Origin of the sequence: Streptomyces sp. NRRL B-24484, from assembly GCF_000717715.1 — a bacterium.
Lineage (GTDB): Bacteria > Actinomycetota > Actinomycetes > Streptomycetales > Streptomycetaceae > Kitasatospora.
Window position 1 is genome coordinate 110,342 of record NZ_JOAI01000008.1, and the last position, 23,772, is coordinate 134,113.

Below are 23,772 nucleotides of genomic sequence, written 5' to 3' on the forward strand. Positions count from 1 at the left end.
TGCGCCCGGTGCGTCCGGGGCACCCGGGCCGCCGCCCGGATCGGGCGCCCGGATCAGGCGGCCGGCCCGGCCGGCCCCTTGTAGCCGCGCTGCCACTGCATGCCGAAGCCGTACAGCCGGTCCAGATCCGACTGGAACCCGTGCACGTAGCGGACCTCGCGGCGGACGGTGAGCTGCCCGTCGCCGGAGTTCTCGATCAGCACCACGGCGCAGGAGCGCGCCGCGGGCGCCCGCTCGTCCAGCTTGATCTCGATCCGCGGACCGGTCTGCGGGACGATCGTCACCGTCGCGTGGGTGTGGCCGAAGGCGGGCGTGTCGTCGTAGATGTAGACGAAGATCAGCAGCCGCCGGAACTGGTCCTTCTTCTCCAGGTTGACGTACATCGTCTCGCCGGACGGGGCGCCATAGACGTCGTCGCCGCTCAGCTTGACGTACGGCGGCCGGTTCAGGTCGCCGAAGTAGCCGCCCAGCGGCTGGACGACCCCGCGGCTGCCGTCGGCCAGCTCGTACATGCAGGCCAGGTCCAGGTCGACGCTGACCGGCGCCCGGTCCAGCGACTGGGGTGCCATCGGACGCAGGTTCCGCAGGTCGAACAGGTTGCGCAGGCCGCCGCCCCCGGACGGGCGATCGGCCGAACGGGTGGTCCAGTGCAGGTTGACGTACAGATACCCGGTGGTAGCCGCCGCACCGGTCAGCGCGTGATGCGGTTGGGACTTGGTCAGCGTGACCTTGAACTGCCCCCCGGAGTCCACTCCTCTGCGGTCCCCCTTGAGGAACTCCCAGACCGAGACCATGGCGTCCGCCCTCCCCCTCTCCCGGCCCTGCGGCCGGTGATCGCCCTCCGTCGTGCACCGTGCTCGTATCGTCCCATCAGAGCTGTACCCCACCGGCGACGATGAGCCACCGCCAGTCGTCCGCCTGGCGGCCGATCGCCGCCTCCCGTACCATGCCGGGCCGTTGGACGCGATATCGTCGGTGCCGCACAGGAGTCCCCGTCGTCCCGTGCGGCGGCGTCCACGACGCTTCGTCAGGATCCCGACCCGCCCGGGCCGCCTCCTGTGACCCACCGCGTTCCATCCCCCCGTCCTGCGGAAATTCGAGGCCCGACCCACGATGAACCTCTCCTCCATACAGCTGGTATGGGCCGTCATCGGCGGCGCTGCCCTGCTGTTCACCGCCGTCCTGGTGGCCGTGCTGCGCGTCAAGAACACCAAGGTCGACGAGAACACCGACTCCTGGGAGCGCAGCGAGGAGCGCCGCCGCCGCAAGGAGGCGCTCTACGGCGGCGCCTCCTACGTGCTGCTGTTCTGCTGCGCCGGTGTCGCGGCCGCGCTGTCCTTCCACGGCCTGGTCGGCTTCGGCCAGGAGAACCTCGGCCTGTCCGGCGGCTGGGAGTACCTCGTCCCGTTCGGCCTCGACGGTGCCGCGATGTTCTGCTCGGTGCTCGCGGTCCGCGAGGCCAGCCACGGTGACGCGGCGCTCGGCTCGCGCCTGCTGGTCTGGCTGTTCGCGGTCGCCTCGGCCTGGTTCAACTGGGTGCACGCCCCGCGCGGCGGCTCGCACGACGGCGCCCCGCAGTTCTTCGCCGGCATGTCGATCTCGGCGGCGGTGCTGTTCGACCGGGCGCTGAAGCAGACCCGCCGGGCGGCGCTGCGCGAGCAGGGCCTGATCCCGCGGCCGCTGCCGCAGATCCGCATCGTCCGCTGGCTGCGGGCGCCCCGCGAGACCTACGCCGCCTGGTCGCTGATGCTGCTGGAGAACGTGCGCAGCCTGGACGAGGCGGTCGACGAGGTCCGCGAGGACCGCCAGGCCAAGCAGGAGGCGAAGCTGCGGGCCCGCTCGGCGGACCGCCGCGAGCGCGCCGAGCTGAAGGCGATCGCCCGCTCGCAGGGCGGTGTGCTCTCGCGGGCCCGCGGCGGCCGCCAGGTGCCGGCGCTGACCGCGGCCGGTTCGGGCGAGTCCTCCACGACGGAGCCTGCCCCAGCCGACGAGGACCCGATGGCCAAGGTCGGTCCCTCCGCCCTGGAGCCCGCCGCCCTCACCGCCGGCCGGCGCCCCCGCGCCGCCGTCGGCAGCTCGTCCAGCATCGACCTGACGCTGGACGAGGACACCCTGGCGATGCCGAAGCTGGACTCGCTGGAGCGCAAGCTCCGCGCGATCGAGCAGCAGCTCGGCTGATCCCGGCGACACGAAGGGCCCCGCACACCGAGGTGTGCGGGGCCCTTCGCCGTTCCGCGGGCGGACCGGCCGTGCGGGTCAGACCGAGGTCGTCTCCGGTTCGGAGGTCTCCAGCGCCTGCTCGCGCCGGTTGCGGACCACCGAGGAGGCGAGTGCCGCACCGATGAAGCCGACGCCGATCAGGCCGGTGACGAGCTCCGGGATGTGGTACTCGATCGAGGCCAGCAGGATCAGCGCCAGCGCGCCGATCGCGTAGTGCGCGCCGTGCTCCAGGTAGACGTAGTCGTCCAGGGTGCCCTTGCGGACCAGGAAGACGGTGAGCGAGCGGATGTACATCGCGCCGATGCCCAGACCCAGGGTGATCATGAAGATGTCCTGGGAGATGGCGAAGGCGCCGACCACGCCGTCGAAGGAGAACGACGCGTCCAGGACCTCCAGGTAGAGGAAGAGGAAGAACGCGGCCTTGCCGCCGACCTGGACGATCGACTTGCCGGTCTTCTCGGCCTCCTCCTCGGCCTCCTCCTGCGCCTCCAGGCCGGACTCGAAGACGCCGGACAGGCCGTTGACGGCGAGGTACGTGGCGAGGCCCATCAGGCCGGCCAGCAGCACCGTCTCGGCGTGGTCGGCCGCGAAGAGGCGGGCGGAGACGGCGAGGACGACCAGCGCGATGACCGAGGAGAGGGCGTCCAGCTTGCCGATCTTCTCCAGCGGCTTCTCCAGCCAGCGCAGCCAGTTGAAGTCCTTCTCCTCGAAGATGAAGTCGAGGAAGATCATCAGCAGGAAGATGCCGCCGAAGGCCGCGATGGCCGGGTTCGCGGCCTCCAGGTAGTCGGCGTAGGTCTGGCCGTTGTAGGTCTTGGTGGAGTCCAGGGCGAGCTCGATGACCGTGCCCGGCGCGAGGTGGGCCGTCAGGCCGACCACCAGCAGCGGGAAGATCAGGCGCATGCCGAAGACGGCGATCAGGACGCCGACCGTCAGGAAGATCTTCTGCCAGAAGGCGTTCATCCGCTTCAGGACGGTGGCGTTGACGACGGCATTGTCGAACGAGAGGGAGATCTCGAGGATCGAGAGGATCAGCACGACGCCGAACCCTTCGGCCCCCCAGATCAGGCCGGCTGCGATGAGGCCGACGATCGTGATGGCGAAGGACCATCCGAATGTGCGGAGGAACACGGGGTCAGTTACCTTTCGAATTCATGTCCACGGGCGGGTTTTCGGCGGCGGACTTTACTGGACGTTTACGCCGAAATCCAGGGCGATGCCGCGCAGGCCCGAAGCGTAGCCCTGGCCGACGGCGCGGAACTTCCATTCGCCCTGGTAGCGGTAGAGCTCGCCGAAGATCATTGCGGTCTCCGTGGACGCGTCCTCGGTGAGGTCGTAGCGGGCGATCTCGCGCCCGTCGGTCAGGTTGACCACGCGGATGTAGGCGTTGGACACCTGGCCGAAGTTCTGGATCCGGGCCTCGGCGTCGTAGATCGACACCGCGAAGACCACCTTGTCGACCTGGACGGGCACCAGGTCGAGGTTGACCTGCACGACCTCGTCGTCCCCGTCGCCGTCACCGGTGAGGTTGTCGCCCTGGTGCTCGACCGAACCCTCGGGGCTGCGCAGGTTGTTGTAGAAGACGAAGTACTCGTCGCCGAGCACCCGGCCGCCGGCGCAGAGCAGCGCACTGGCGTCCAGGTCGAACGGCGCGCCGGTGGTCGAACGGGCGTCCCAGCCCAGTCCGATCTGCACCTGCGTCAGGTTGGGCGCGGCCTTGGTCAGCGAGACGTTGCCGCCCTTGGCCAGCGTGACACTCATCTGGATTTCCTCCCAGTCCCCCCGTCCCCGGGGCCTCTCTGCCGGGCCGGCACCGGCCTGCGACCGGCACGACGGGACGTACCCCAGATCTACGCCCCCGCACCGTCGCACGATCCCGCGCACCGGCCTGAACTTCCTGAACTACCTGACCGCACCGCCGCGGACACGCAGCGGCCGGGGCCGGTACGGGTGTGCACCCGTACCGGCCCCGGCCAAGAGTATGCAGCCGCCGACGCGGTCAGACGTTCACGCCGAAGTCCTGCGCGATGCCGCGCAGGCCGGAGGCGTAGCCCTGGCCGATCGCGCGGAACTTCCACTCCGCGCCGTTGCGGTAGAGCTCGCCGAAGACCATCGCGGTCTCGGTGGAGGCGTCCTCGGAGAGGTCGTAGCGGGCGATCTCGGCGCCGCCGGCCTGGTTGATCACGCGGATGAAGGCGTTGCGCACCTGGCCGAAGTTCTGCTGGCGGTTCTCGGCGTCGTAGATCGACACCGGGAAGACGATCTTGGCGACCTCGGCCGGGACGCCGGCCAGGTTGACCTTGATCTGCTCGTCGTCGCCCTCGCCCTCACCGGTGAGGTTGTCGCCGGTGTGCTCGACCGAGCCGTCCTGGCTGGTCAGGTTGTTGAAGAAGACGAAGTCGGCGTCGGAGCGGACCTTGCCCTGGTCGGTGCAGAGCAGGGCGCTGGCGTCCAGGTCGAAATCGGTGCCGGTGGTGGTGCGGACGTCCCAGCCGAGGCCGACGATGACGGCCGTCAGGCCCGGGGCCTCCTTGGTCAGGGAGACGTTGCCGCCCTTGCTCAGGCTGACACCCACTAGTCCTCCAAAGGTGCGGGAGGCACGTGCCGGTGCCCCCGGTGGTGCGGGTCCGGGCCGCCCCGTGCGGGGTGCCCGTCCTGCCAACGGCCCGATCGTAGTGCCGGGTTCCCCACCGGTCCGCCAGGAGAACCCGGCGCGTCGGACAACCGTCCGAACGCGCCGGGCCGGGGCCCACGGCTCAGAGCGCGCCGAGCGCGGCCAGGTACTCCTGCTCGTCGCGGGCGTCCGGCAGCCCGTTGACCACGGACCAGCGGACGGCGCCGGCCTTGTCGATCACGAAGGTGCCGCGCACCGCGCAGCCCTTGTCCTCGGCGAAGACGCCGTAGGCGCGGGAGACCTCGCCGTGCGGCCAGAAGTCGGACAGCAGCGGGTAGTCCAGCCCCTCCTGGTCGGCGAAGACGCGGAGGGTGAACGGCGAGTCGTTGGAGACCGCCAGCACCTGCACGTCGTCGTTCTGCAGGCGCGGCAGCTCCTTCTGGATCGCGCACACCTCGCCGGTGCAGACACCGGTGAAGGCGAACGGGTAGAAGACCAGGACGACGTTCTTCTCGCCCCGGAAGTCGGAGAGCTTCACGAGCTCGCCGTGCTGGTTCTTGAGCTCGAAGTCCGGAGCCTGGGTGCCGACCTCGATGGCCATGGATGGGACCTTCCTCGTCGTGGTGCCGCGGCCGCGGAGCGCGACCTCGGGACAGGGGCATCCTCGCATCCGTCCGGGTGCTTTCGGCCGTTCGGGTGAGATGGGCGGAGGCCCGGCCCCATGGTTCCGCCCTCGGTGAACATCCGCACCGGCGGCGGGCACAACGTGGCGCGGCACGCCGAAGGGCCCCGCTGGAGGATTCTCCAGCGGGGCCCTTCGCGGTCTTCCGTAGGTCAGCGCTTCCCGGAGCGCGCGGCCTTCGGGGTGGCCAGGCGGGTGCCGGCCCAGTCCTTGGCGATCGCGACCGAGCTGGTCTGCGACAGGCCGGCCGTCTTGGCGGCGTCGGCGATCTCGTGCGCCTCGACGTGGCCGTCACGGCCGGTCTTGGGCGTCAGCAGCCAGATCAGACCGCCCTCGGCGAGGTACTCCAGCGCGTCGACGAGGGCGTCGGTGAGATCCCCGTCCTCCTCGCGGTGCCACAGCAGGACGCCGTCGGCGACGTCGTCGTAGTCCTCGTCGACGAGATCGCTGCCAGTGATGGACTCGATGCCCTCGCGGAGCTCCTGGTCACTGTCTTCGTCGTACCCGAGCTCCTGGATGATCTGGCCCTCTTCGAAGCCGAGACGAGCTGCCGGGTTGGACTTGTCCGCGGGGTCCGCGGTCGCGCTCACGGGAATAACCTCCAGTATTCGGCTCGGCGTCCATGCCGAGGCTGTGGGCGTAGTCCACACGTGCGCGGCGGTTCGCGCAAGTACCCGACACCCGATCCCACCCAAAGGTTGACGTGGGGAAGGGGGACACGCCGAGTGATGTGTCGCGAATCACACCCGTTTGCCCTTTTCTGCCCCGACCAATCATGCTTCGCCCCCTGGTCCAGGTCCAGCACCGGCCGTACACCTGCCCGAGATGCGAACGGCATTCGGGGTCACTGCTCCGGCGGGCGTAGAGTCTCCTGTTGGCCCTCAGCCCGACCGCCCTTCCGGGCGGGAGGGACCCAGGTCGGACCACCTCTTCGTAACACCACAACCGGGGGTGCGCAGGACGGGCGACGACGCCCCCCGCACCACCCCCCGACCGGCCCGCCCACCAGGCGGAACGGTTACCGATCGGTAGAGATGACGGATCTCCGAGTCGCGGTACACGATGGAGGCGGCGCGACACACCTCAGTTTCGACCGACAGTGAAGGAACAGCGTGGCTTCCGGATCCGATCGCAACCCGATCATCATTGGCGGCCTTCCGAGTCAGGTCCCGGACTTCGATCCCGAGGAGACCGCGGAATGGCTGGAGTCGCTCGACGCGGCCATCGACGAGCGGGGGCGTGAGCGCGCCCGCTACCTGATGCTCCGCCTGATCGAGCGCGCCCGTGAGAAGCGTGTCGCCGTGCCCGAGATGCGCAGCACGGACTACGTCAACACCATCGCGACCAAGGACGAGCCGTTCTTCCCCGGCAACGAGGAGATCGAGCGCAAGATCCTCAACGCGACCCGCTGGAACGCGGCCGTGATGGTCTCCCGGGCGCAGCGCCCGGGCATCGGCGTCGGCGGCCACATCGCCACCTTCGCCTCCTCCGCGTCGCTGTACGACGTGGGCTTCAACTACTTCTTCCGCGGCAAGGACGCCGAGGGCGAGTCCGGCGACCAGATCTTCTTCCAGGGCCACGCCTCCCCCGGCATCTACGCCCGCGCCTTCCTGCTGGACCGACTGACCGAGCAGCAGCTCGACGCGTTCCGCCAGGAGAAGTCGAAGGCCCCCTACGGCCTCTCCAGCTACCCGCACCCGCGGCTGATGCCGGACTTCTGGGAGTTCCCGACCGTCTCGATGGGCCTCGGCCCGCTCGGCGCGATCTACCAGGCCCGGATGAACCGGTACCTGGAGCACCGCGGCATCAAGGACACCTCGGACAGCCACGTCTACGCCTTCCTCGGCGACGGCGAGATGGACGAGCCCGAGTCGCTCGGCCAGCTGTCGCTCGCGGCGCGCGAGGGCCTGGACAACCTGACCTTCGTGGTCAACTGCAACCTGCAGCGCCTCGACGGCCCGGTCCGCGGCAACGGCAAGATCATCCAGGAGCTGGAGTCGCAGTTCCGCGGCGCCGGCTGGAACGTGATCAAGCTGGTCTGGGACCGCAGCTGGGACCCGCTGCTCGCGCAGGACCGCGACGGCGTCCTGGTGAACAAGCTGAACACCACGGTGGACGGCCAGTTCCAGACCTACGCCACCGAGACCGGCTCGTACATCCGCGAGCACTTCTTCGGCGGCGACCTGCGCCTGCGCGCCATGGTCGAGAACATGTCCGACCACGAGATCCAGCACCTGGGCCGCGGCGGCCACGACCACCGCAAGGTCTACGCCGCGTTCAAGGCCGCCCGCGAGCACAAGGGCCAGCCGACGGTCATCCTCGCCCAGACGGTCAAGGGCTGGACGCTCGGCCCGAACTTCGAGGGCCGCAACGCGACGCACCAGATGAAGAAGCTGACGGTCGAGGACCTGAAGCGCTTCCGCGACCGCCTGCACCTGCCGATCACCGACAAGCAGCTGGACGAGGGCTACGCGCCCTACTACCACCCGGGTCGCGACTCGGAGGAGATCCAGTACATGCACGACCGCCGGCGCGAGCTCGGCGGCTACGTGCCGACCCGCAAGGTCCGCCCGCGCAAGCTGGAACTGCCCGGCGACGACGCGTACAAGGCGGTCAAGAAGGGCTCCGGCAACCAGACCATCGCCACCACCATGGCGTTCGTCCGGCTGCTCAAGGACCTCATGCGGGACAAGGGCATCGGCAACCGCTTCGTGCCGATCGCGCCCGACGAGTACCGCACCTTCGGCATGGACTCGCTCTTCCCGTCCGCCAAGATCTACAACCCGCTCGGCCAGACCTACGAGTCGGTCGACCGCGAGCTGCTCCTGGCGTACAAGGAGTCCCCGACCGGCCAGATGCTGCACGACGGCATCTCCGAGGCGGGCTGCACCGCCTCGCTGATCGCCGCCGGCTCGTCCTACGCGACGCACGGCGAGCCGCTGATCCCGGTGTACGTCTTCTACTCGATGTTCGGGTTCCAGCGCACCGGTGACCAGTTCTGGCAGATGGCGGACCAGCTGGCGCGCGGCTTCGTGCTCGGTGCCACCGCCGGCCGCACCACGCTGACCGGTGAGGGCCTGCAGCACGCCGACGGCCACTCGCACCTGCTGGCCTCGACCAACCCCGGCGTCGTCGCGTACGACCCGGCGTACGGCTACGAGATCGCGCACATCGTGCAGGACGGTCTGCGCCGGATGTACGGCAGCAGCGCGGAGCACCCGCAGGGCGAGGACGTCTTCTACTACCTCACCGTGTACAACGAGCCCATCAGGATGCCGGCCGAGCCCGAGGGCGTCGACACCGACGGCATCCTCAAGGGCCTGTACCGGCTCAAGGGCGGCGAGGCCGGCGCGATCCCGGCGCAGATCCTCGCCTCCGGCGTGGCCGTGCCGTGGGCCCTGGAGGCCCAGCGCATCCTCGCCGAGGAGTGGAACGTCAAGGCCGACGTGTGGTCCGCGACCTCGTGGAACGAGCTGCGCCGCGACGCCGTCGAGGCGGAGGAGTTCAACCTGCTCCACCCGGAGGAGCCGCAGCGCGTCCCGTACGTGACCGCCAAGCTCCAGGGCGCCGAGGGCCCGTTCGTCGCCGTGTCCGACTGGATGCGCGCGGTGCCGGACCAGATCTCGCGCTGGGTGCCGGGCACCTGGCAGTCGCTGGGTGCGGACGGCTTCGGCTTCGCCGACACCCGTGGTGCGGCCCGTCGCTTCTTCCACATCGACGCGCAGTCGGTGGTCCTCGCGGTGCTCACCGAGCTCGCCAAGCAGGGCAAGGTCGAGCGCAGCGTGCTGAAGTCCGCGATCGACCGCTACCAGCTGCTCGACGTGGCCTCGGCCGACCCGGGCGCCGCCGGCGGCGACGCCTGATCCGCTGATCCGGTCCGGAGGGCCGGCCGCCCCGCAGGGGGTGGCCGGCCCTCCGGCGTTCCCGGCTCAGGCCACGGTGAAGGAGTTGAGGACGGTCGAGAACTGCTGGCTGGTGAGCGTCCAGTCCTCCTCGGGCGAGGCCGCGTAGATCGCGTACTCGGTGCCGTTCGGGGCGATGAACGCCTGGTCGACCGCGTGCCGCGGGTTGCCCTGCCGGTCGGTGGAGGTGAACTCCCAGAGCGCGCCCTCGCGGCCCTGGTAGACGTTCGGCTGCAGGACGATCCGGGTGTAGTCGGGCTGGGCGGAGACGGTCTGCTCCAGCTCCAGGAAGTGCGACTCGGGCGACCGGGCCGCGCCCGGCGCGACCCCGAAGCGCAGCAGGTGCAGGCCGCCGTCCGGGGAGTAGTCGATCTGGCCGCCGGTCTCGCTGCGGGTCCAGCCCTGCGGCACGGCCACCCGGAAGCCTGCCGGGTCGTCGCTCCAGCGGAAGCCAGCCGGGGCCGGGGTGCCGGGCGGGGTCGGGCTCGGCGTGGGCGTCGGGCTGGGCGTCGGGCTGGGCGTCGGGGTCGGCGTCGGGCTCGGGCTCGGCGTGGGGCTGGGCGTGGGGCTGGGCGTCGGGGTCGGCGCGGTGGCCGTCGACGTGCCCGCGGCCGAGGAGCCGCCGGTCTTGTCCGAGCCGCCGAGCAGGGCGAAGGCCACGCCGCCGGCCAGCAGCGCCGCCAGCAGCACGCCGGCGGCGATCAGCCGGGTCCGGCGACGGCCGCGCCGCCCCTCGGCGCCGTCCACGGGGGGCGGCGGTTCACCGGCGGCCGGCTCCCCGGGCGGCGGGACGGCGGACAGGATTGCCGGGACGGCGACCGGGGTCGGCGGGGTCGCCGCGGTGGGCAGGCCCAGCACCGGGGTGGACCGCTCGGTGGGCGGGTGGACGGCCCGCGGCCGGCTGCCCGCGAGCTCGTGCAGCATCGCCAGCGCCTCGGGCGCGGTGGGCCGCTCGGCCGGGTCCTTGCGGAGCAGCGCCTCCAGCACGGGCGCCAGCGGGCCGGCGTTGCGGGGCTCCGGCAGCGGGTCGGCGACCACCGCCTGCAGGGTGCTCATGGTGGTCGTCCGGTGGAACGGCGACTGCCCCTCGACCGCCGCGTACAGCGTCGCTCCGAGCGACCAGAGGTCGGACTCGGGGCCGGGCCGGTGGCCGGTCACCCGTTCCGGGGCCACGTAGTCGGGCGAGCCGACGATGTCGCCGGTGCGGGTCAGGCCGGGGGCGCCGGCCAGCACGGCGATGCCGAAGTCGGTGAGGACGGCCCGGCCGCCGCGCTCCAGCAGGACGTTGGCGGGCTTGACGTCGCGGTGCAGCACGCCGTTGCGGTGCGCCTCGTCGAGGGCGGCGAGCACCTGCTCGCCGATCCGGGCGGCGTCCTTGGGCAGCAGGGTGCCCTCCTCGGCGACGACCTCGGCGAGCGAGCGGCCGTCGATCAGCTCCATGACGATCCACGGCCGGCCGGCCTCCTCCAGCACGTCGTACACGGTGATCACGCCGGGGTGCTTGAGCATCGCGGCCGCGCGGGCCTCCTGCTCCATCCGCGCCCGGACGGCGGCGAGGTCCTCCTCGGGCAGGCCGGAGACGCTCAGTTCCTTGACCGCGACCCGGCGGGCGAGCTTGTCGTCCCGGGCCACCCAGACCGTGCCCATGCCGCCGCGGCCGAGCCGCCGCCCGAGCCGGTAGCGCCCGGCGAGCAGCCGGCCGTCGGCGTCGTCCGGGGCGTGCGCGTCGTCCGGGGCGTGCCTGCCGTTCGGTTCGTCCGCCCCGCCGTCCGCCGGGGGCCCGCCGCCGTCCGCTGGGTCCATCGCCGTCCCCTGTGCCCCGTCCGAAATCCGTCCCGCCGCTCCGGCCGGACGGCCCCGCCCGGCTCCCAGTCTGGGCCCGGTGCCCCGGCCCGGCGACCGGGAGCGGCGGGACGGCGACGCAGCGCACCCGGCCGGGAGCGGACTCCCGGCCGGGTGCGAGGGGGTGGTGCGCGGTGTGCTGCGCCGAGGTGCGCGGGCGTCAGATGTGGACGGCCGGACCGGCGTCGTTGGCGCCGCGCTTGGTGAGCAGGCCGAGGCCGGCGGCGGCGAGCGCCACCACGGCGGCGACCACGAAGGCGAGCGACATGCCGCTGACGAAGGAGGTGTGGACGGCGTTCGCCATCGCGTCCACCGCCTGCTGCGGGGTGCCGGCCGGGGCGGGCGGGGCGATGCCGAGCTGGGCGGCCTGGTTGAGGCCCTCGGCCTGGGCGCCCCGGACGGGCGGCAGGCCGGCCTTCGCCCAGTTCTGCGGCAGCACGTCGGTGACCTTGGAGGCCATCACGGCGCCGAGCACCGCGGTGCCGAGGCTGCCGCCGACCTGCATCGCGGCCTGCTGCAGGCCGCCGGCCACGCCGGAGAGCTCCAGCGGGGCGTTGCCGACGATCACCTCGGTGGCGCCGACCATGACGGGGCTCAGGCCCAGGCCCATCAGCACGAACCAGAGCGACATCACGCCGGTGCCGGAGTCGGTGGAGAGGGTCGACATGCCGAGCATGGCCGCGGTGGTGAAGAGCATGCCGGCGACGATCGGGATGCGCGGGCCGAGCTTGCCGATCGCGGCACCGGCCACCGGGGCGCCGACGATCATCATGCCGGTCATCGGCAGCAGGTGGACGCCGGCGTCGACCGGGGCCATGCCGTGCACGTTCTGCAGGTAGAAGGTGACGAAGAAGACGCCGCCGAAGAAGGCGAAGGCCATCAGCACCATGAGCAGGGTGCCGGCCGACAGCGGCACCGAGCGGAACAGGCTGAGCGGGATCAGCGGCTCCTTCGCCTTCGTCTGCCAGAAGGCGAAGACGATCATGGCGAGGACGGCGCCGCCCAGGAAGACCAGGGTCGCCGGGTCGCCCCAGCCCCAGACCGGGGCCTTGATGATGCCCCAGACCAGCATGAACATCGCCCCGGAGAGCAGCACGATGCCGGGGACGTCGAAGGACTTCGCGGCGTTCTCGGTCTTCACGTCGCGCAGGATCCAGAGGCCGAGCGCCAGGGCGATCAGGCCGACCGGGATGTTGATGAAGAAGACCGACTCCCAGTTGACGTGCTCGACCAGCAGGCCGCCGACGATCGGGCCGGCCGCGGTGGAGGCGCCGATCACGCCGCCCCAGATGCCGATCGCCATGTTGAGCTTCTCGGCCGGGAAGGCGCCGCGCAGCAGGCCGAGCGCGGCGGGCTGCAGCAGCGCGCCGAACAGGCCCTGCAGCACGCGGAACAGGATGACGGTCCGGATGCTGCCGGCGAAGCCGATCGCGGCGGAGGTGGCGGCGAAGCCGGCCGCACCCACCAGGAAGGTCGACTTGTGGCCGAACCGGTCGCCGATCTTGCCGGCGGTGATCAGGAAGACCGCCAGCGCCAGCAGGTAGCCGCTGGTCACCCACTGGATGTCGGCGGGCGAGGCGCCGAGGTCGGCCTGGATGGCCGGGTTGGCGATGGCGACGACGGTGCCGTCGAGGGCCACCATCATCACGCCGACCGCGACGGTGAGCAGGGTCAGCCAGGGGTGGCCCTGCAGGCCCCGGCCGGTCGGCGGGGTGCCGGCGGACCGCGGCGGCGCGTCCGCCTTCCCGGTCTTGACGACGGACGAACTCATGCTGCCCTCCGGGGCGATCGGACGAGGGATGACGGGGCGCTCGTGGCGCGGGTGGCGCTCGTGCCGTGGCGCCGCGGGCCCACCCGTCCCCACGGCTGTCCGGCCGCGCGGCGCCACTCGCGGGAACATTATGGCAGCTGCTGACATTCGGCAATTCCTGCCGTACGTCTGGCACTGTCATATGTCAGAGCCGCTATCGTGGTATCCGTCCCGCTCTGCCAGGAAAGGCGCCCTGCATGGCCCTGCCGCTCACCCCCTCCCGCACCGGACAGCCGGCCTCCGACTGCCGGGTCCTCGGACTGCGCGAGCGGAAGAAGCAGCGCACCCGGGACTCCCTGGTGGCGGCCGCCCACGACCTCTTCCTCCGGCAGGGGTACGCCCGCACCACCGTCGACGAGATCGCCGCCGGCGTGGACGTCTCGCAGCGCACGTTCTTCCGGTACTTCGCCAACAAGGAGGAGGTCGCGCTGGCCGTCCTCGCGGACGCCGAGGACTACTTCGTCGAGTGCCTGCGGCGCCGGCCCGCCGAAGAGACGCCGCTGCAGGCGATGCGGGCCTCCATCACCCGGACCTGGCAGGTGATGAGCCGCGACGAGGGCAGCGGGCCCGGCGGCGTGCAGGCCGCGCTGGAGCTGATCGACCTCATCGAGTCCACCCCGGTGCTGCTCGCCGCCCACCTGCGGCGGACCATCGAGCAGGAGGGCGTGGTCACCGCGATCCTCGCCGAGCGCGAGGGCCTCGACCCCGCAGCCGACGTCCGCCCGCGGGTGCTCGCCGCCGCCTTCGGCGCCGTCATCCGGGTCTCCCACCTGTCCTGGACGGCCGACACCGCCGCCCACGCGGCCGGCCCCGACGGCATGATCGCCATCATCGAGCGCCACCTCGACCAGCTCGGCCCCGCCCTCGCCGGCCCCTGGCGCGGCTGAGGAGCCACGACACCCCGAGCTGCGCCACCCCGCACCTCCGGGCTTCGGGCATGGTGACGTTCGATCAGTTCCTGGAGATGGGCCCCGCCCTGCCCTCGGCGACCGAGCGGCCGACCCGGGAGACCGAGGTGACCCTGCGGGTCGGCGAGAAGATCTTCGCCATGGGCACCCCCGAATCCGGCCGGGTCTGCGTCAAGGCCTCCGAGCAGGAGCAGGCGGCGCTACTCCCGGCCGCCCCGGACACGTATGCTGTGGCACCGTACGTGGGTCGGCACGGCCGGGTGCCGGTCGAACTCGGCGGGGTCGGGGCGGACGAGCTGCGCGAGCCGGTCACCGAGGCCCGGCGGAGCACCGCACCCAAGCGGCCGGTCCGGACGTTCGACGCCGAACGGGCAACCTGACGCCACGCCAGGTCCCTCTCCTGTGTGACCCATCCCACGGTTTAGACTCTGCTCACCCCCAGCTCGGGCGTTCTACCCTGGCTGGCACAGCATTCGTACCACCGTCGGGCCACGCCCGCTGTCACGGTCACCGGCCCGAGGGAGAGTACGCCCATGCAGCGCAGGCGGGTCAAGCGCATGCTGATAGGCGCCTTCGCCGCCTCCGCCGTCCTGCTGGACGCCGGAGCGGCCGCGGCCCAGGCCGCCGCCTCCAACGAACAGGTGGCGATCACCACCCCGCCGGCCGGCAGCGCCGCCTGGGTCGAGGACGAGTCGATCGGCCGCGCCATGCCCGACCCCGCCACCTCGGACGCCCCGGCCGTCGCGGCCTTCTTCGCCGGGCTGACCGAGGCCGAGCAGGACCGCCTCGTCGAGGTGTACCCGCTGGTCGTGGGCAACCTCGACGGCGTACCGGTGGCCCTGCGCTACCGCGCCAACCGCCTCGCGGTGCGCGAGGAGGTCGAGCGGGCCCGGGAGCGCGCCGCCGACGACCGCCTCACCCCGGTCGAGCGCGCGGCGGCCGCCGTCCGCGCCGACGACACCGAGCGGTTGCTCAAGCCGGGTCGGCAGATCCTCGCCTTCGACCCGCGCGGCCGCGGACTGGTCAGCGAGGCGTACGGCGACCTCACCACCGCCGACCGGATCTCCGTGCTGGTGCCCGGCTCGGACGCGGACCTCGCGCACTTCGACCAGACCACCGACCCGTTGCGCTCGGTGACCGGCATGGCCCGTGCCCTGCTCGCCGAGGAGCACCGGCAGTCCCCCGGCAGCCGCACCGCCGTGATCGCCTGGACCGGTTACGTCACCCCCTCGGGGCTCGGCCCGGACGCCGTCACCTCGCGGCTCGCCGAGGCCGCGGCGCCGCGGCTGCTGCGGCTGCTGGCCGGGCTGCGGGAGACCGGCAGCGCCTCCGCCCGGCCCACGCTGTTCTGCCACTCCTACGGCTCGGTGGTCTGCGGTACCGCCGCCCCCTCGATCCACGGCTCCGGCCCGGCCGACGTGGTGGTCTTCGGCAGCCCGGGCATGGGCGTGCAGACCGCGGCCGAGCTCGGCCCGGGCGTGCGGGTCTGGGCGACCCGCAACCCCACCGACTGGATCGGCAACGTCCCGTACCTGGAGTTCGGCGGCTTCGGCCACGGCGCGGACCCGACGACGCAGGAGTTCGGCGCCGTCGAGGTGTCCTCGCAGGGCTCCAACGGCCACACCGGCTACTTCGCGGACAACACCCAGAGCCTGCACAACTTCGGCGCCATCGCCCTCGGCGACTACGGGGACGTCACCCGCCGCCAGCCCTAGGCCGGGCGGCGGGTGACGTCCCCGGCACCGGACTACTCGCGGCCGGCCGAGGTCGAGGACATGTCGGCGTACCGGTTGCCCGCCACCAGGCCCGCGATCGGCTCCAGCTCGGCGAGCTCCCGCGCGGTCAGCCGCAGCTCGGCCGCCGCCGCGTTCTCGGCGAGCCGGGTGCGCTTGCGGGTGCCCGGGATCGGCACCACCGTCAGGCCGTGCACCTCGGCCCGCTGGTGCACCCAGGCCAGCGCGACCTGCGCCGCGGTGGCGCCGCGCTCCGCGGCGATCTTCTGGATCGGCGCCACCAGGGCCGCGTTGCCCTCCGCGTTGGCACCCGAGAACTGCGGGTGGTAGCGCCGGTAGTCGTCGGCGCTCAGCTGCTCGGCGGCGGTGAACGCGCCGGTCAGGAAGCCGCGGCCGAGCGGCGAGTACGGCACGAAGGCGACCCCGAGCTCGGCGGCGGCGGGCACCGCCGTCCGCTCGACGTCCCGCGAGAAGATCGACCACTCGGACTGCAGCGCGGCGATCGGGTGCACCGCGTACGCCTCGCGCAGCTCGTCGCCGGTGACCTCGGAGAGCCCGAGGTGGCGGACCTTGCCGGCCTGCACCAGTTCGGCCATCGCGCCCACCGACTCGGCCAGCGGCACCTGCGGGTCGCGGCGGTGCATGTAGTAGAGGTCGATCACGTCGATGCCGAGCCGCTGCAGCGAGGCGTCGACCGCGCTGCGGATGTACGCCGGGTCGTTCCGGACGCCCCGGTGCGTCGGGTCGTCGGCGCGGCGCTCGATGGCGAACTTGGTCGCCAGCACCACGCGGTCGCGGTTGGCGCGGACGAAGGGGCCGACCAGCTCCTCGTTGCGGCCGGAGCCGTAGATGTCGGCGGTGTCGAACAGGGTGACGCCCAGGTCGAGCGCGGCGTCGAGGGTGGCCAGCGCCTCCTCGGTGTCGGTCGGGCCGTAGAACTCGCTCATTCCCATGCAGCCGAGGCCCTGGATGCCGACGATCGGGCCGTTGGTGCCGAGCGGTGCGGTGGGGAGGGTCATGCGCTCTTCTGCTTCCTGCCGGGCGCGTCCGCGGCAGCGGCGCCGGCCGAGGGGCCGGTCGCGCCGTCGCCGGGGAGGCTGGACGAATAGATGTCGATCTTGTAGTCGAGCACGGCGAGCGTGGCGTGCAGATCGGCGATCCGCTGCCGGACCTCCTCGCGCTGCGCGACGAGGATGTCGTGCCGCTCGCCCACGGTGTGGTCGCCTTCCCGGACCAGCTCCACGTAGCGCAGCATGTCCGCCACCGGCATCCCGGTCAGCCGCAGCCGGCCCAGGAAGGCCAGCCGGTCCAGGTCGGCCCCGTTGTAGCGGCGCTGTCCCGAGTGCGAGCGGTCGACCGGGTCGAGCAGGCCGATCCGCTCGTACCAGCGCAGGGTGTGCGCGGTCAGGCCGGTGGTCGCGGAGACCTCGCTGATCGTGTGCCACTCGCTGCGCACGGACTCGGCCGGCTCGTCCTCGTGCGTGCAGGCGAGCGGATCGGCGAGAACGGGCGCGGAGCGGACGGGCGGTGTCACGGAGGCCTCCTCGGTGGTCGGCGACGGCTACGACGCTACTGAGTTGGAGTGCACTCCAAGCAAGCCTGCCACGCGACGGCGCCCGGCGGACGGCTAAGGTCGGCGCATGCAGAGCTTGCGGATGATCGAGGACTGGCCGGTGCCGAACGCGGCGGCCGCGGTGGTGCGGGGCGCGGACGGAGCGGTGCTCGGCGCCCACGGGCCGCAGGAGCACCTGTTCCCGCTGGCGTCGGTGACCAAGCTGCTGTCCGCGTACGCCGCCCTGGTCGCCGTCGAGGAGGGCGTGTTCGAACTCGACGACCCGGCCGGGCCGGAGGGCTCGACCGTCCGTCACCTGCTCGCCCACACCTCGGGGCTGGCCTTCGACGAGCACCGGGTGATGGCGCAGCCCGGCACCCGCCGGCTCTACTCCAACGCCGGTTTCGACGTGCTCGCCGACACCCTGGAGAAGGCCTCGGGCATCCCGTTCGCGCAGTACGCGCAGGAGGCCGTCCTCCGCCCGCTCGGGATGCACGCCACGCTGATCAACACCGCGCACCGGGCGCCGGCAGGGGCGGGCGGCCTGTCGACCGTGGCCGACCTCGCGCTGTTCGCCGCCGAGCTCCAGGCCCCGCGGCTGCTCGACCCGACCACCGTGCAGCGGGCCACCCAGGAGGTCGCCTTCCCCGGCCTCGGCGGCGTCCTGCCCGGCTTCGGCCACCGGCGGCCCAACGACTGGGGGCTCGGCTTCGAGATCCGCGGCGCCAAGGACCCGCACTGGACGGGCACCACCAGCTCCCCCGGGACCTTCGGCCACTTCGGCCAGTCCGGCACCTTCCTCTGGGTCGACCCCGCCGCCGGTGTCGCCGCCGTCGCCCTGACGGACCGTGACTTCGGCCCGTGGGCCGCCGAGGTCTGGCCGCTCTTCACCGACGCCGTCCTCGCCGAACTCCGGGGCTGACGGGGGCCGTTCCCGGCGCGGGTGCGCCCGGCCCGCGCCCGGGACGGCTCTTGCACGACCGCTCCCAGCTGCGGTAGATCATCGGGCATGCATTCGACGTCGGTGGCGCGGGTGCGGCGCCTGCTGCTGGTGGGGGGCTACCGCGGGCCCGTCCTGCTCGCCGTGCTCGTCCTGTTCGTCGCGGCCGTGCCGCGGGCGACCGGGATCATCGCGTTCGGCGGGGCGGTCGTCGCCGTGTTCGCCGTGGCGCTGGGGGCCCTGGGCTGGATCGCCGCGCTGACGGCCGCCGCCATGCCCGTCGCCGCCGCGACCGCCCTGTGGCGCCGTCGTGGGCGCCTCCGCAGGCCCGGCAACTCCGTGCTCGCGGGCTGCGCGGTCCTGACCGCCGCGGCGCTGCTGGCGTTCAGCCTGCCCGCGGCGGACTGGGCGATGGCCTTCGTGGCGATCGGCGGTGGTGCCGCCACCGTCGTGCTCTGGTTCGGCTGGTTGTTCTCCGACGCTCCCGCCGCCGCCGTGCGGCCGTCGGGCGACTGGCGCTGGGCGGTGCCTCCGCTGCTGCTGGCGGCGACCGCGGTGCTGCTGCACTTCCAGGTGCCGCAGCAGGCCCGGTTCGCACTCGCCCGTCCGGCGCTGTCCGCCTTCGCCGACCGGGTGGCGACGGACGACGGCCGGCTGCCGCAGCCGTCGTTCCTCGGCACGTACCCGGTCGAGGACGTGACCGCGGTGGGCGGCCGCGGGTTCCGGTTCACCGTGCCGGGCAGCGGCCTCTTCGAACACACCGGCTTCGCGTACCTGCCGGACGGCCCTCCGGAGGACGAGGTGTCCTACACCCACCGGTCCGGTCCCTGGTACACCTGGTCGGACCACGAGGACCTGTGAGGACCCGGCGGCCTCAGCCGAACCGCAGCGGCGAGTGCATCTCCCACAGCAGGAGTTCGGCGCCGTCCGGGCCGGCGGTGGGGTCGGCGAAGGCGTCGCCGGTGATGCGGACGGCGTCGCCGGGTTCGAGCGATCGGCCGGCGCCGTGCGGGCCGGGGACGGTGCGGTAGCCGAGCGAGCCGGCGGTGAGGTGGACGTACCGGTACGGCGCCTCGGGCAGCGCGGGCAGCGGCTGCCACGGGCCGGCGGTGACGAGGTGCAGGGCGGCGTCGGAGCGGTGCAGCCGCAGCGCGCCCGACGCGGTGTCACGTTCCATGCCGGAGGCGAGCAGGGTGAGCCCGTCCTCGGCGCGTTCGACCTTCCGCAGGCCGTACGCGGGCGGTGTGCCGAAGGTGTCCGGCTGCAGCCACATCTGGACGAAGCGGACGGGCACGGTCGAGCCGCCGAGGTTGCGTTCGGTGTGGCCGACCCCGGAACCCGCACCGAGGTACTGGACCGTGCCCGGCCGGACCACCCCGGCGTGCCCCTCGCCGTCGCGGTGGGCGAGCGCACCCTCCAGCACCCAGGTGAGGATCTCGGTGTCGCGGTGGCGGTGCTCGTCGAAGCCGGCGCCGGGGGCGAGCGTCTCCTCGTTGCAGGCGAGCAGCGCGCCGAAGTGGGTGTTCTTCGGGTCGTAGTGCCCGGAGAAGGAGAAGGAGTGCCGGGTCTCGATGCCCTCGGCCGGGGTGGAGCGGTAGCGCTCGGGCGCCCGGCGGAGGTCGGCACGGCCGCGGTCTCGGGTCTCGGTCACCCACTCACGGTAGCCGGTGCGGGCCGGCGGGCGGCCGGTGCGGTCCGGCGCGCCGGGTACGACCGGCGGGGGGTGTGCACGAGCACGGCGTGCGGTGAGGCAGTCTTGTTCCTGTGCCAGCCGCTTCAGCAGAACCCGACAGTGCAAAGCCCGACAGTTCGCGGGCCGACAAGAAGGCCACCGCCCGCAAGGCGGCGCCGGCCGGGGATTCGCCGCGCCCTGCGAGGGGCGGTCGGCTGACCGCGCAGGAGCGCAGACTGGCCGCCGAACGTGCCGAGTTGCGCTCGGCCACGCTGAAACGGCTGGAGAAGTCCTCGGGCAAGCTGGCGACCGCGGCGATCGCCCGGATGGACGACCAGCTCTCCTGGTACCGGCGGATGCCGCCGGAGCACCGCTCGTGGATCGGCCTGGTCGCGCAGGCGGGCATCGCGGCGTTCACCGAGTGGTACCGGCATCCGGAGGCGCCGCAGGCGATCTCCACGGACGTGTTCGGGACGGCGCCGCGCGAGCTGACCCGGGCGATCACGCTGCGGCAGACCGTGGAGCTGATCCGCACCACCATCGAGGTGATGGAGGAGGCCATCGAGGAGGTGGCCGCCCCGGGCGACGAGGCCGGGATGCGCGAGTCGGTGCTGGTGTACGCCCGGGAGATCGCCTTCGCGACGGCCCAGGTGTACGCGCAGGCGGCGGAGGCCCGGGGTGCGTGGGACGCCCGCCTGGAGGCGCTGGTGGTGAACTCGCTGCTCTCCGGCGACGCCGACGAGGGCGTGCTGTCGCGGGCGGCCGCACTGGGCTGGGGGCAGCCGAGCCAGGTGCGGGTGGTGATGGGCAGCGCCCCGGACGGGGACAGCGAGGCGGTGGTGGAGGCGATCCGACGGGCCGCCAGGTACGCCAAGCTGCAGGTGCTGACGGGGGTGCTGGGCCGCCGGCTGGTCGTGGTGGTGGGCGGCGACAAGGAGCCGGTGCACACCGCCAAGGCGCTGATCGGGCAGTTCGCGCCCGGCCCGGTGGTGGTAGGCCCGAGCGTGCCGGACCTGCTGTCGGCGACACGTTCGGCGCAGGCCGCGGCGGCCGGGCTGCGGGCGTGCGCGGCGTGGCCGGACGCGCCGCGGCCGGTGCTGGCCGACGACCTGCTGCCGGAGCGCGCGCTGGCCGGGGACCGCGCGGCGCGGCGGCAGCTGGTGGAGGAGATCTACACACCGCTGGACGAGGCGGGGTCGGCACTGCTGGAGACGCTGAGTGTCTATCTGGAGCAGGCGTCCTCGCTGGAGGGGGCGGCCCGGATGCTCTTCGTCCACCCCAACACCGTCCGCTACCGGCTGCGTCGTGTGACTGACGTCACGGGCTATGCTCCGTCCGACGTGCGCTCGGCGTTCACCCTGCGCATCGCCCTTGCGCTGGGCCGTCTCGGAGCGGTCGCCGACCAGGGCTGACCGCGCTGTAGGGACTGCACAACCCGGCGTGCTTTTCTTCGTTGTCGTCGCCTACCCGCCCACGGGTGCCTGGCGAGAGAGGGTTGAACCGTGCTCGTAATCGTCGCCCCTGGACAGGGTGCTCAGACCCCCGGATTCCTCAGCCCCTGGCTCGAGCTGGACGGCGCCGCCGACCGGCTGGGGCAGTGGTCCCAGGTCGCCGGTCTCGACCTCGTCCGCTACGGCACCGAGGCCTCCGAGGAAGAGATCAAGGACACCGCGGTGGCCCAGCCGCTGCTGGTGGCCGCCGGTCTGGTGACGGCCGGCGTGCTGTTCGCCGACGCGGACGTCCGCTCGGTGGCGGGCGGTGTGGCCGGCCACAGCGTCGGTGAGATCACCGCGGCCGCGCTGGCCGGCGTGCTGAGCGCCGAGGAGGCCCTGGCGTTCGTCCGCGAGCGCAGCCTGGGCATGGCCGAGGCGGCCGCCGCGCGCCCGACCGGGATGATCGCCGTCCTCGGCGGCGAGCCGGAGGTCGTCGCCGCGAAGCTCGCCGAGCACGGCGTGACCGCGGCCAACAACAACGGCGGCGGCCAGATCGTGGCCGCCGGTACGCTGGAGCAGCTGGAGGCGCTGAAGGCGGACCCGCCGGCCGGTGCCAGGCTCATCCCGCTGAAGGTGGCGGGCGCCTTCCACACCGAGCACATGGCTCCGGGTGTGGAGCGCCTGGAGAAGTTCGCCCCCGGGCTCACGGTCTCCGACCCGGCCGTGGCGTACGTCTCCAACAAGGACGGCGGCGTGGTGGGCTCCGGCACCGAGGTGCTGGCCCGTCTGGTGTCGCAGGTCTCCAACCCCGTCCGCTGGGACCTCTGCATGGAGGCGATCCAGCGGCTCGGCGCGACGGCCGTGATCGAGCTGTCGCCCGCAGGCACCCTCACCAACCTGGTCAAGCGCAACCTCAAGGGCGTGGCGACGCTGGCCCTCAAGACCCCTGCCGATCTCGACAAGGCCCGCGGGCTGGTCGCCGAGCACGGCGCTCAGGAGAACAACGGATGACAGCGCCCCAGATCAAGCCGGCCACCGGTGCCTCGTACTCGCGCATCCACGGTGTCGGCGGCTACCGCCCCGTGCGGGTGATTCCCAACGCCGAGGTGCTCAACTGGATCGAGTCCTCGGACGAGTGGATCCGCACCCGCAGCGGGATCGCCGAGCGGCGCTGGGCCGGCCCGGAGGAGACCGTCGCCGAGATGTCGGTGCAGGCCGCCGGCAAGGCGATCGCGCAGGCCGGGATCAGCCCGGAGCAGATCGGCGGCGTGATCGTGGCGACCGTCTCGCACCTGAAGCAGACCCCGGCGATCGCCACCGAGATCGCGGACCGGCTGGGCTGCGGCACCGCCCCGGCCTTCGACATCTCGGCCGCCTGCGCGGGCTTCGGCTACGGCCTGGGCCTGGCCGACGGCATGGTGCGCGGCGGCAGCGCCGAGTACGTGCTGGTCATCGGCGTGGAGCGGCTGAGCGACCTGACCGACACCTCCGACCGCTCGACCGCCTTCATCTTCGGTGACGGCGCGGGCGCGGCGATCGTCGGCCCGTCCGAGGTCCCCGGCATCGGCAAGGTGATATGGGGCTCGGACGGCTCGCAGCGCGACGTCATCTCGCAGACCCAGGCCTGGGACACCGCGTTCGCCAAGCAGGACGCCGTCAACGGCGTCGGCGACGAGACCAAGTGGCCGGCGCTGCGGATGGAGGGCCAGTCCGTCTTCCGCTGGGCGGTCTGGGAGATGGCGAAGGTGGCCCAGCAGGCGCTGGACGCCGCCGGGATCACCGCCGACCAGCTCGGCGCCTTCATCCCGCACCAGGCGAACATGCGCATCACCGACGCCATGATCAAGGCACTGAAGCTGCCCGAGTCGGTGCCGGTGGCGCGCGACATCGCCGAGACCGGCAACACCTCCGCGGCCTCCATCCCGCTGGCGATGGAGCGCATGCTGGAGAGCGGTGAGGCCAAGAGCGGCGACCTCGCGCTCATCATCGGCTTCGGGGCGGGTCTCGTGTACGCCGCCGCAGTCGTTACTCTCCCCTAGGCGTCACTCTCCCCGGGTGTCCGCGCCCCCCTGAAAACCCGCGACGGTCCGCCGGACCGCTCGCTGTCAACACCGAAGAGGAGCAGCCGCTATGGCTACCAAGGACGAGGTCCTGGAAGGTCTCGCCGAGATCGTCAACGAGATCGCCGGCATCCCGACCGAGGACGTCGAGCTCGACAAGTCCTTCACCGACGACCTGGACGTCGACTCGCTGTCCATGGTCGAGGTCGTCGTGGCCGCCGAGGAGCGCTTCGACGTGAAGATCCCGGACGACGAGGTCAAGAACCTCAAGACCGTCGGCGACGCGGTGGACTACATCCTCGCCAACAGCTGAGCCCGCAGCCGGCAGGTCCGGCTGCCTCAGGTCGGCCGGGGCCACACCCAGCCCCGGCCGGCCGGTCCCCCACGGCCCCTCCGCCACCCCT

22 protein-coding genes are annotated in these 23,772 nt (G+C 72.5%); 11 read left to right on the forward strand and 11 right to left on the reverse strand.

All coding sequences use genetic code 11. The features are described from left to right. Positions 1 to 53: 53 nt before the first annotated feature. Entirely contained in the window at positions 54 to 794 is a 741-nt protein-coding gene (locus tag IE98_RS0109935; protein WP_030267509.1) for a Tellurium resistance, read from the reverse strand. Between the two features lie 319 nt (positions 795 to 1,113). On the opposite strand from IE98_RS0109935, the gene IE98_RS0109940 reads away from it, so the two are divergent. Next, complete coding sequence (locus tag IE98_RS0109940) at positions 1,114 to 2,178, forward strand: DUF2637 domain-containing protein (RefSeq protein ID WP_030267516.1); 1,065 nt, start codon at positions 1,114 to 1,116, stop codon at positions 2,176 to 2,178. A gap of 78 nt (positions 2,179 to 2,256) precedes the next feature. On the opposite strand, the gene IE98_RS0109945 is transcribed toward IE98_RS0109940, so the two are convergent. The 5 genes from IE98_RS0109945 to IE98_RS0109965 all read right to left on the reverse strand — a co-directional run bounded on the left by IE98_RS0109945 (position 2,257) and on the right by IE98_RS0109965 (position 6,106). After that, positions 2,257 to 3,351 carry a DUF475 domain-containing protein gene (locus IE98_RS0109945; RefSeq protein WP_030267518.1) on the reverse strand — a complete coding sequence of 365 codons (1,095 nt, stop codon included), beginning with the start codon at positions 3,349 to 3,351 and terminating at the stop codon, positions 2,257 to 2,259. Between the two features lie 54 nt (positions 3,352 to 3,405). Beyond that, positions 3,406 to 3,981 (reverse strand): TerD family protein, encoded by a 576-nt coding sequence (locus IE98_RS0109950; RefSeq protein WP_030267519.1) that lies wholly within the window; start codon positions 3,979 to 3,981, stop codon positions 3,406 to 3,408. A gap of 238 nt (positions 3,982 to 4,219) precedes the next feature. Then, the gene (locus IE98_RS0109955) at positions 4,220 to 4,795 is read right to left on the reverse strand and encodes a TerD family protein (protein ID WP_030267520.1); all 576 of its coding nucleotides are present in this window, start codon (positions 4,793 to 4,795) and stop codon (positions 4,220 to 4,222) included. Positions 4,796 to 4,976: 181 nt separating this feature from the next. Next, a complete protein-coding gene (locus IE98_RS0109960) occupies positions 4,977 to 5,435 on the reverse strand; it encodes a peroxiredoxin (protein ID WP_030267523.1) in 459 nt (152 codons plus the stop codon). 233 nt (positions 5,436 to 5,668) lie between these two features. Further along, complete coding sequence (locus IE98_RS0109965) at positions 5,669 to 6,106, reverse strand: DUF3052 domain-containing protein (RefSeq protein WP_030267527.1); 438 nt, start codon at positions 6,104 to 6,106, stop codon at positions 5,669 to 5,671. A 522-nt stretch (positions 6,107 to 6,628) separates the two neighbouring features. Here IE98_RS0109965 and aceE point away from each other — a divergent pair. Next, complete coding sequence (aceE, locus tag IE98_RS0109970) at positions 6,629 to 9,379, forward strand: pyruvate dehydrogenase (acetyl-transferring), homodimeric type (RefSeq protein ID WP_030267531.1); 2,751 nt, start codon at positions 6,629 to 6,631, stop codon at positions 9,377 to 9,379. A gap of 66 nt (positions 9,380 to 9,445) precedes the next feature. Here the strand turns inward: aceE and IE98_RS0109975 are convergent, their stop codons facing one another. Both IE98_RS0109975 and IE98_RS0109980 read right to left on the reverse strand, forming a co-directional pair. Beyond that, positions 9,446 to 11,221: a serine/threonine-protein kinase gene (locus IE98_RS0109975; RefSeq protein WP_052390353.1), complete on the reverse strand. Its 1,776-nt coding sequence runs from the start codon at positions 11,219 to 11,221 to the stop codon at positions 9,446 to 9,448. A 199-nt stretch (positions 11,222 to 11,420) separates the two neighbouring features. Continuing rightward, positions 11,421 to 13,031, reverse strand: coding sequence for an MFS transporter (locus IE98_RS0109980; protein ID WP_030267534.1), 1,611 nt, complete (start codon positions 13,029 to 13,031; stop codon positions 11,421 to 11,423). Between the two features lie 236 nt (positions 13,032 to 13,267). On the opposite strand from IE98_RS0109980, the gene IE98_RS0109985 reads away from it, so the two are divergent. The 3 genes from IE98_RS0109985 to IE98_RS0109995 all read left to right on the forward strand — a co-directional run bounded on the left by IE98_RS0109985 (position 13,268) and on the right by IE98_RS0109995 (position 15,693). After that, on the forward strand, positions 13,268 to 13,957 hold the full coding sequence (locus IE98_RS0109985; RefSeq protein ID WP_052390354.1) for a TetR/AcrR family transcriptional regulator: 690 nt from the start codon (positions 13,268 to 13,270) through the stop codon (positions 13,955 to 13,957). 50 nt (positions 13,958 to 14,007) lie between these two features. After that, entirely contained in the window at positions 14,008 to 14,358 is a 351-nt protein-coding gene (locus IE98_RS0109990; protein WP_030267545.1) for an MmcQ/YjbR family DNA-binding protein, read from the forward strand. Between the two features lie 153 nt (positions 14,359 to 14,511). Then, on the forward strand, positions 14,512 to 15,693 hold the full coding sequence (locus tag IE98_RS0109995) for an alpha/beta hydrolase (RefSeq protein ID WP_030267547.1): 1,182 nt from the start codon (positions 14,512 to 14,514) through the stop codon (positions 15,691 to 15,693). Between the two features lie 32 nt (positions 15,694 to 15,725). Here IE98_RS0109995 and IE98_RS0110000 read toward each other — a convergent pair whose 3' ends face one another. After that, positions 15,726 to 16,730: an aldo/keto reductase gene (locus IE98_RS0110000; RefSeq protein WP_030267550.1), complete on the reverse strand. Its 1,005-nt coding sequence runs from the start codon at positions 16,728 to 16,730 to the stop codon at positions 15,726 to 15,728. Further along, complete coding sequence (locus tag IE98_RS0110005; protein ID WP_234443482.1) at positions 16,727 to 17,167, reverse strand: MerR family transcriptional regulator; 441 nt, start codon at positions 17,165 to 17,167, stop codon at positions 16,727 to 16,729. The genes IE98_RS0110000 and IE98_RS0110005 overlap by 4 nt, the downstream gene beginning before the upstream one ends. Positions 17,168 to 17,351: 184 nt before the next feature. Between IE98_RS0110005 and IE98_RS0110010 the strand changes: the two genes are divergently transcribed. After that, positions 17,352 to 18,185, forward strand: coding sequence for a serine hydrolase domain-containing protein (locus tag IE98_RS0110010; protein ID WP_030267554.1), 834 nt, complete (start codon positions 17,352 to 17,354; stop codon positions 18,183 to 18,185). 87 nt (positions 18,186 to 18,272) lie between these two features. Then, complete coding sequence (locus tag IE98_RS0110015; RefSeq protein WP_159400870.1) at positions 18,273 to 19,064, forward strand: hypothetical protein; 792 nt, start codon at positions 18,273 to 18,275, stop codon at positions 19,062 to 19,064. A gap of 13 nt (positions 19,065 to 19,077) precedes the next feature. On the opposite strand, the gene IE98_RS0110020 is transcribed toward IE98_RS0110015, so the two are convergent. Continuing rightward, entirely contained in the window at positions 19,078 to 19,854 is a 777-nt protein-coding gene (locus tag IE98_RS0110020; protein ID WP_030267560.1) for a pirin family protein, read from the reverse strand. A gap of 236 nt (positions 19,855 to 20,090) precedes the next feature. Here IE98_RS0110020 and IE98_RS0110025 point away from each other — a divergent pair, with 236 nt between their 5' ends. From IE98_RS0110025 to IE98_RS0110040, 4 genes are all read left to right on the forward strand, one after another. Beyond that, positions 20,091 to 21,287: a PucR family transcriptional regulator gene (locus IE98_RS0110025; protein WP_078660900.1), complete on the forward strand. Its 1,197-nt coding sequence runs from the start codon at positions 20,091 to 20,093 to the stop codon at positions 21,285 to 21,287. A gap of 90 nt (positions 21,288 to 21,377) precedes the next feature. Next, positions 21,378 to 22,319, forward strand: a complete 942-nt coding sequence (locus IE98_RS0110030; RefSeq protein ID WP_030267566.1) for an ACP S-malonyltransferase — start codon at positions 21,378 to 21,380, stop codon at positions 22,317 to 22,319. Beyond that, positions 22,316 to 23,347, forward strand: coding sequence for a beta-ketoacyl-ACP synthase III (locus tag IE98_RS0110035; RefSeq protein ID WP_030267567.1), 1,032 nt, complete (start codon positions 22,316 to 22,318; stop codon positions 23,345 to 23,347). Before IE98_RS0110030 ends, IE98_RS0110035 begins: the two co-directional genes overlap by 4 nt. Before the next feature lie 91 nt (positions 23,348 to 23,438). After that, positions 23,439 to 23,681, forward strand: a complete 243-nt coding sequence (locus IE98_RS0110040) for an acyl carrier protein (protein ID WP_030267568.1) — start codon at positions 23,439 to 23,441, stop codon at positions 23,679 to 23,681. Positions 23,682 to 23,772 lie beyond the last annotated feature (91 nt).

Bases quoted from the DNA above. Each gene is read 5' to 3' on its own strand.
- IE98_RS0109935 (WP_030267509.1), bottom strand. From the start codon at position 794: ATGGTCTCGGTCTGGGAGTTCCTCAAGGGGGACCGCAGAGGAGTGGAC.
- IE98_RS0109940 (WP_030267516.1), top strand. From the start codon at position 1,114: ATGAACCTCTCCTCCATACAGCTGGTATGGGCCGTCATCGGCGGCGCT.
- IE98_RS0109950 (WP_030267519.1), bottom strand. From the start codon at position 3,981: ATGAGTGTCACGCTGGCCAAGGGCGGCAACGTCTCGCTGACCAAGGCC.
- IE98_RS0109960 (WP_030267523.1), bottom strand. From the start codon at position 5,435: ATGGCCATCGAGGTCGGCACCCAGGCTCCGGACTTCGAGCTCAAGAAC.
- IE98_RS0109975 (WP_052390353.1), bottom strand. From the start codon at position 11,221: ATGGACCCAGCGGACGGCGGCGGGCCCCCGGCGGACGGCGGGGCGGAC.
- IE98_RS0109980 (WP_030267534.1), bottom strand. From the start codon at position 13,031: ATGAGTTCGTCCGTCGTCAAGACCGGGAAGGCGGACGCGCCGCCGCGG.
- IE98_RS0109985 (WP_052390354.1), top strand. From the start codon at position 13,268: ATGGCCCTGCCGCTCACCCCCTCCCGCACCGGACAGCCGGCCTCCGAC.
- IE98_RS0109990 (WP_030267545.1), top strand. From the start codon at position 14,008: ATGGTGACGTTCGATCAGTTCCTGGAGATGGGCCCCGCCCTGCCCTCG.
- IE98_RS0109995 (WP_030267547.1), top strand. From the start codon at position 14,512: ATGCAGCGCAGGCGGGTCAAGCGCATGCTGATAGGCGCCTTCGCCGCC.
- IE98_RS0110000 (WP_030267550.1), bottom strand. From the start codon at position 16,730: ATGACCCTCCCCACCGCACCGCTCGGCACCAACGGCCCGATCGTCGGC.
- IE98_RS0110010 (WP_030267554.1), top strand. From the start codon at position 17,352: ATGCAGAGCTTGCGGATGATCGAGGACTGGCCGGTGCCGAACGCGGCG.
- IE98_RS0110015 (WP_159400870.1), top strand. From the start codon at position 18,273: ATGCATTCGACGTCGGTGGCGCGGGTGCGGCGCCTGCTGCTGGTGGGG.
- IE98_RS0110035 (WP_030267567.1), top strand. From the start codon at position 22,316: ATGACAGCGCCCCAGATCAAGCCGGCCACCGGTGCCTCGTACTCGCGC.
- IE98_RS0110040 (WP_030267568.1), top strand. From the start codon at position 23,439: ATGGCTACCAAGGACGAGGTCCTGGAAGGTCTCGCCGAGATCGTCAAC.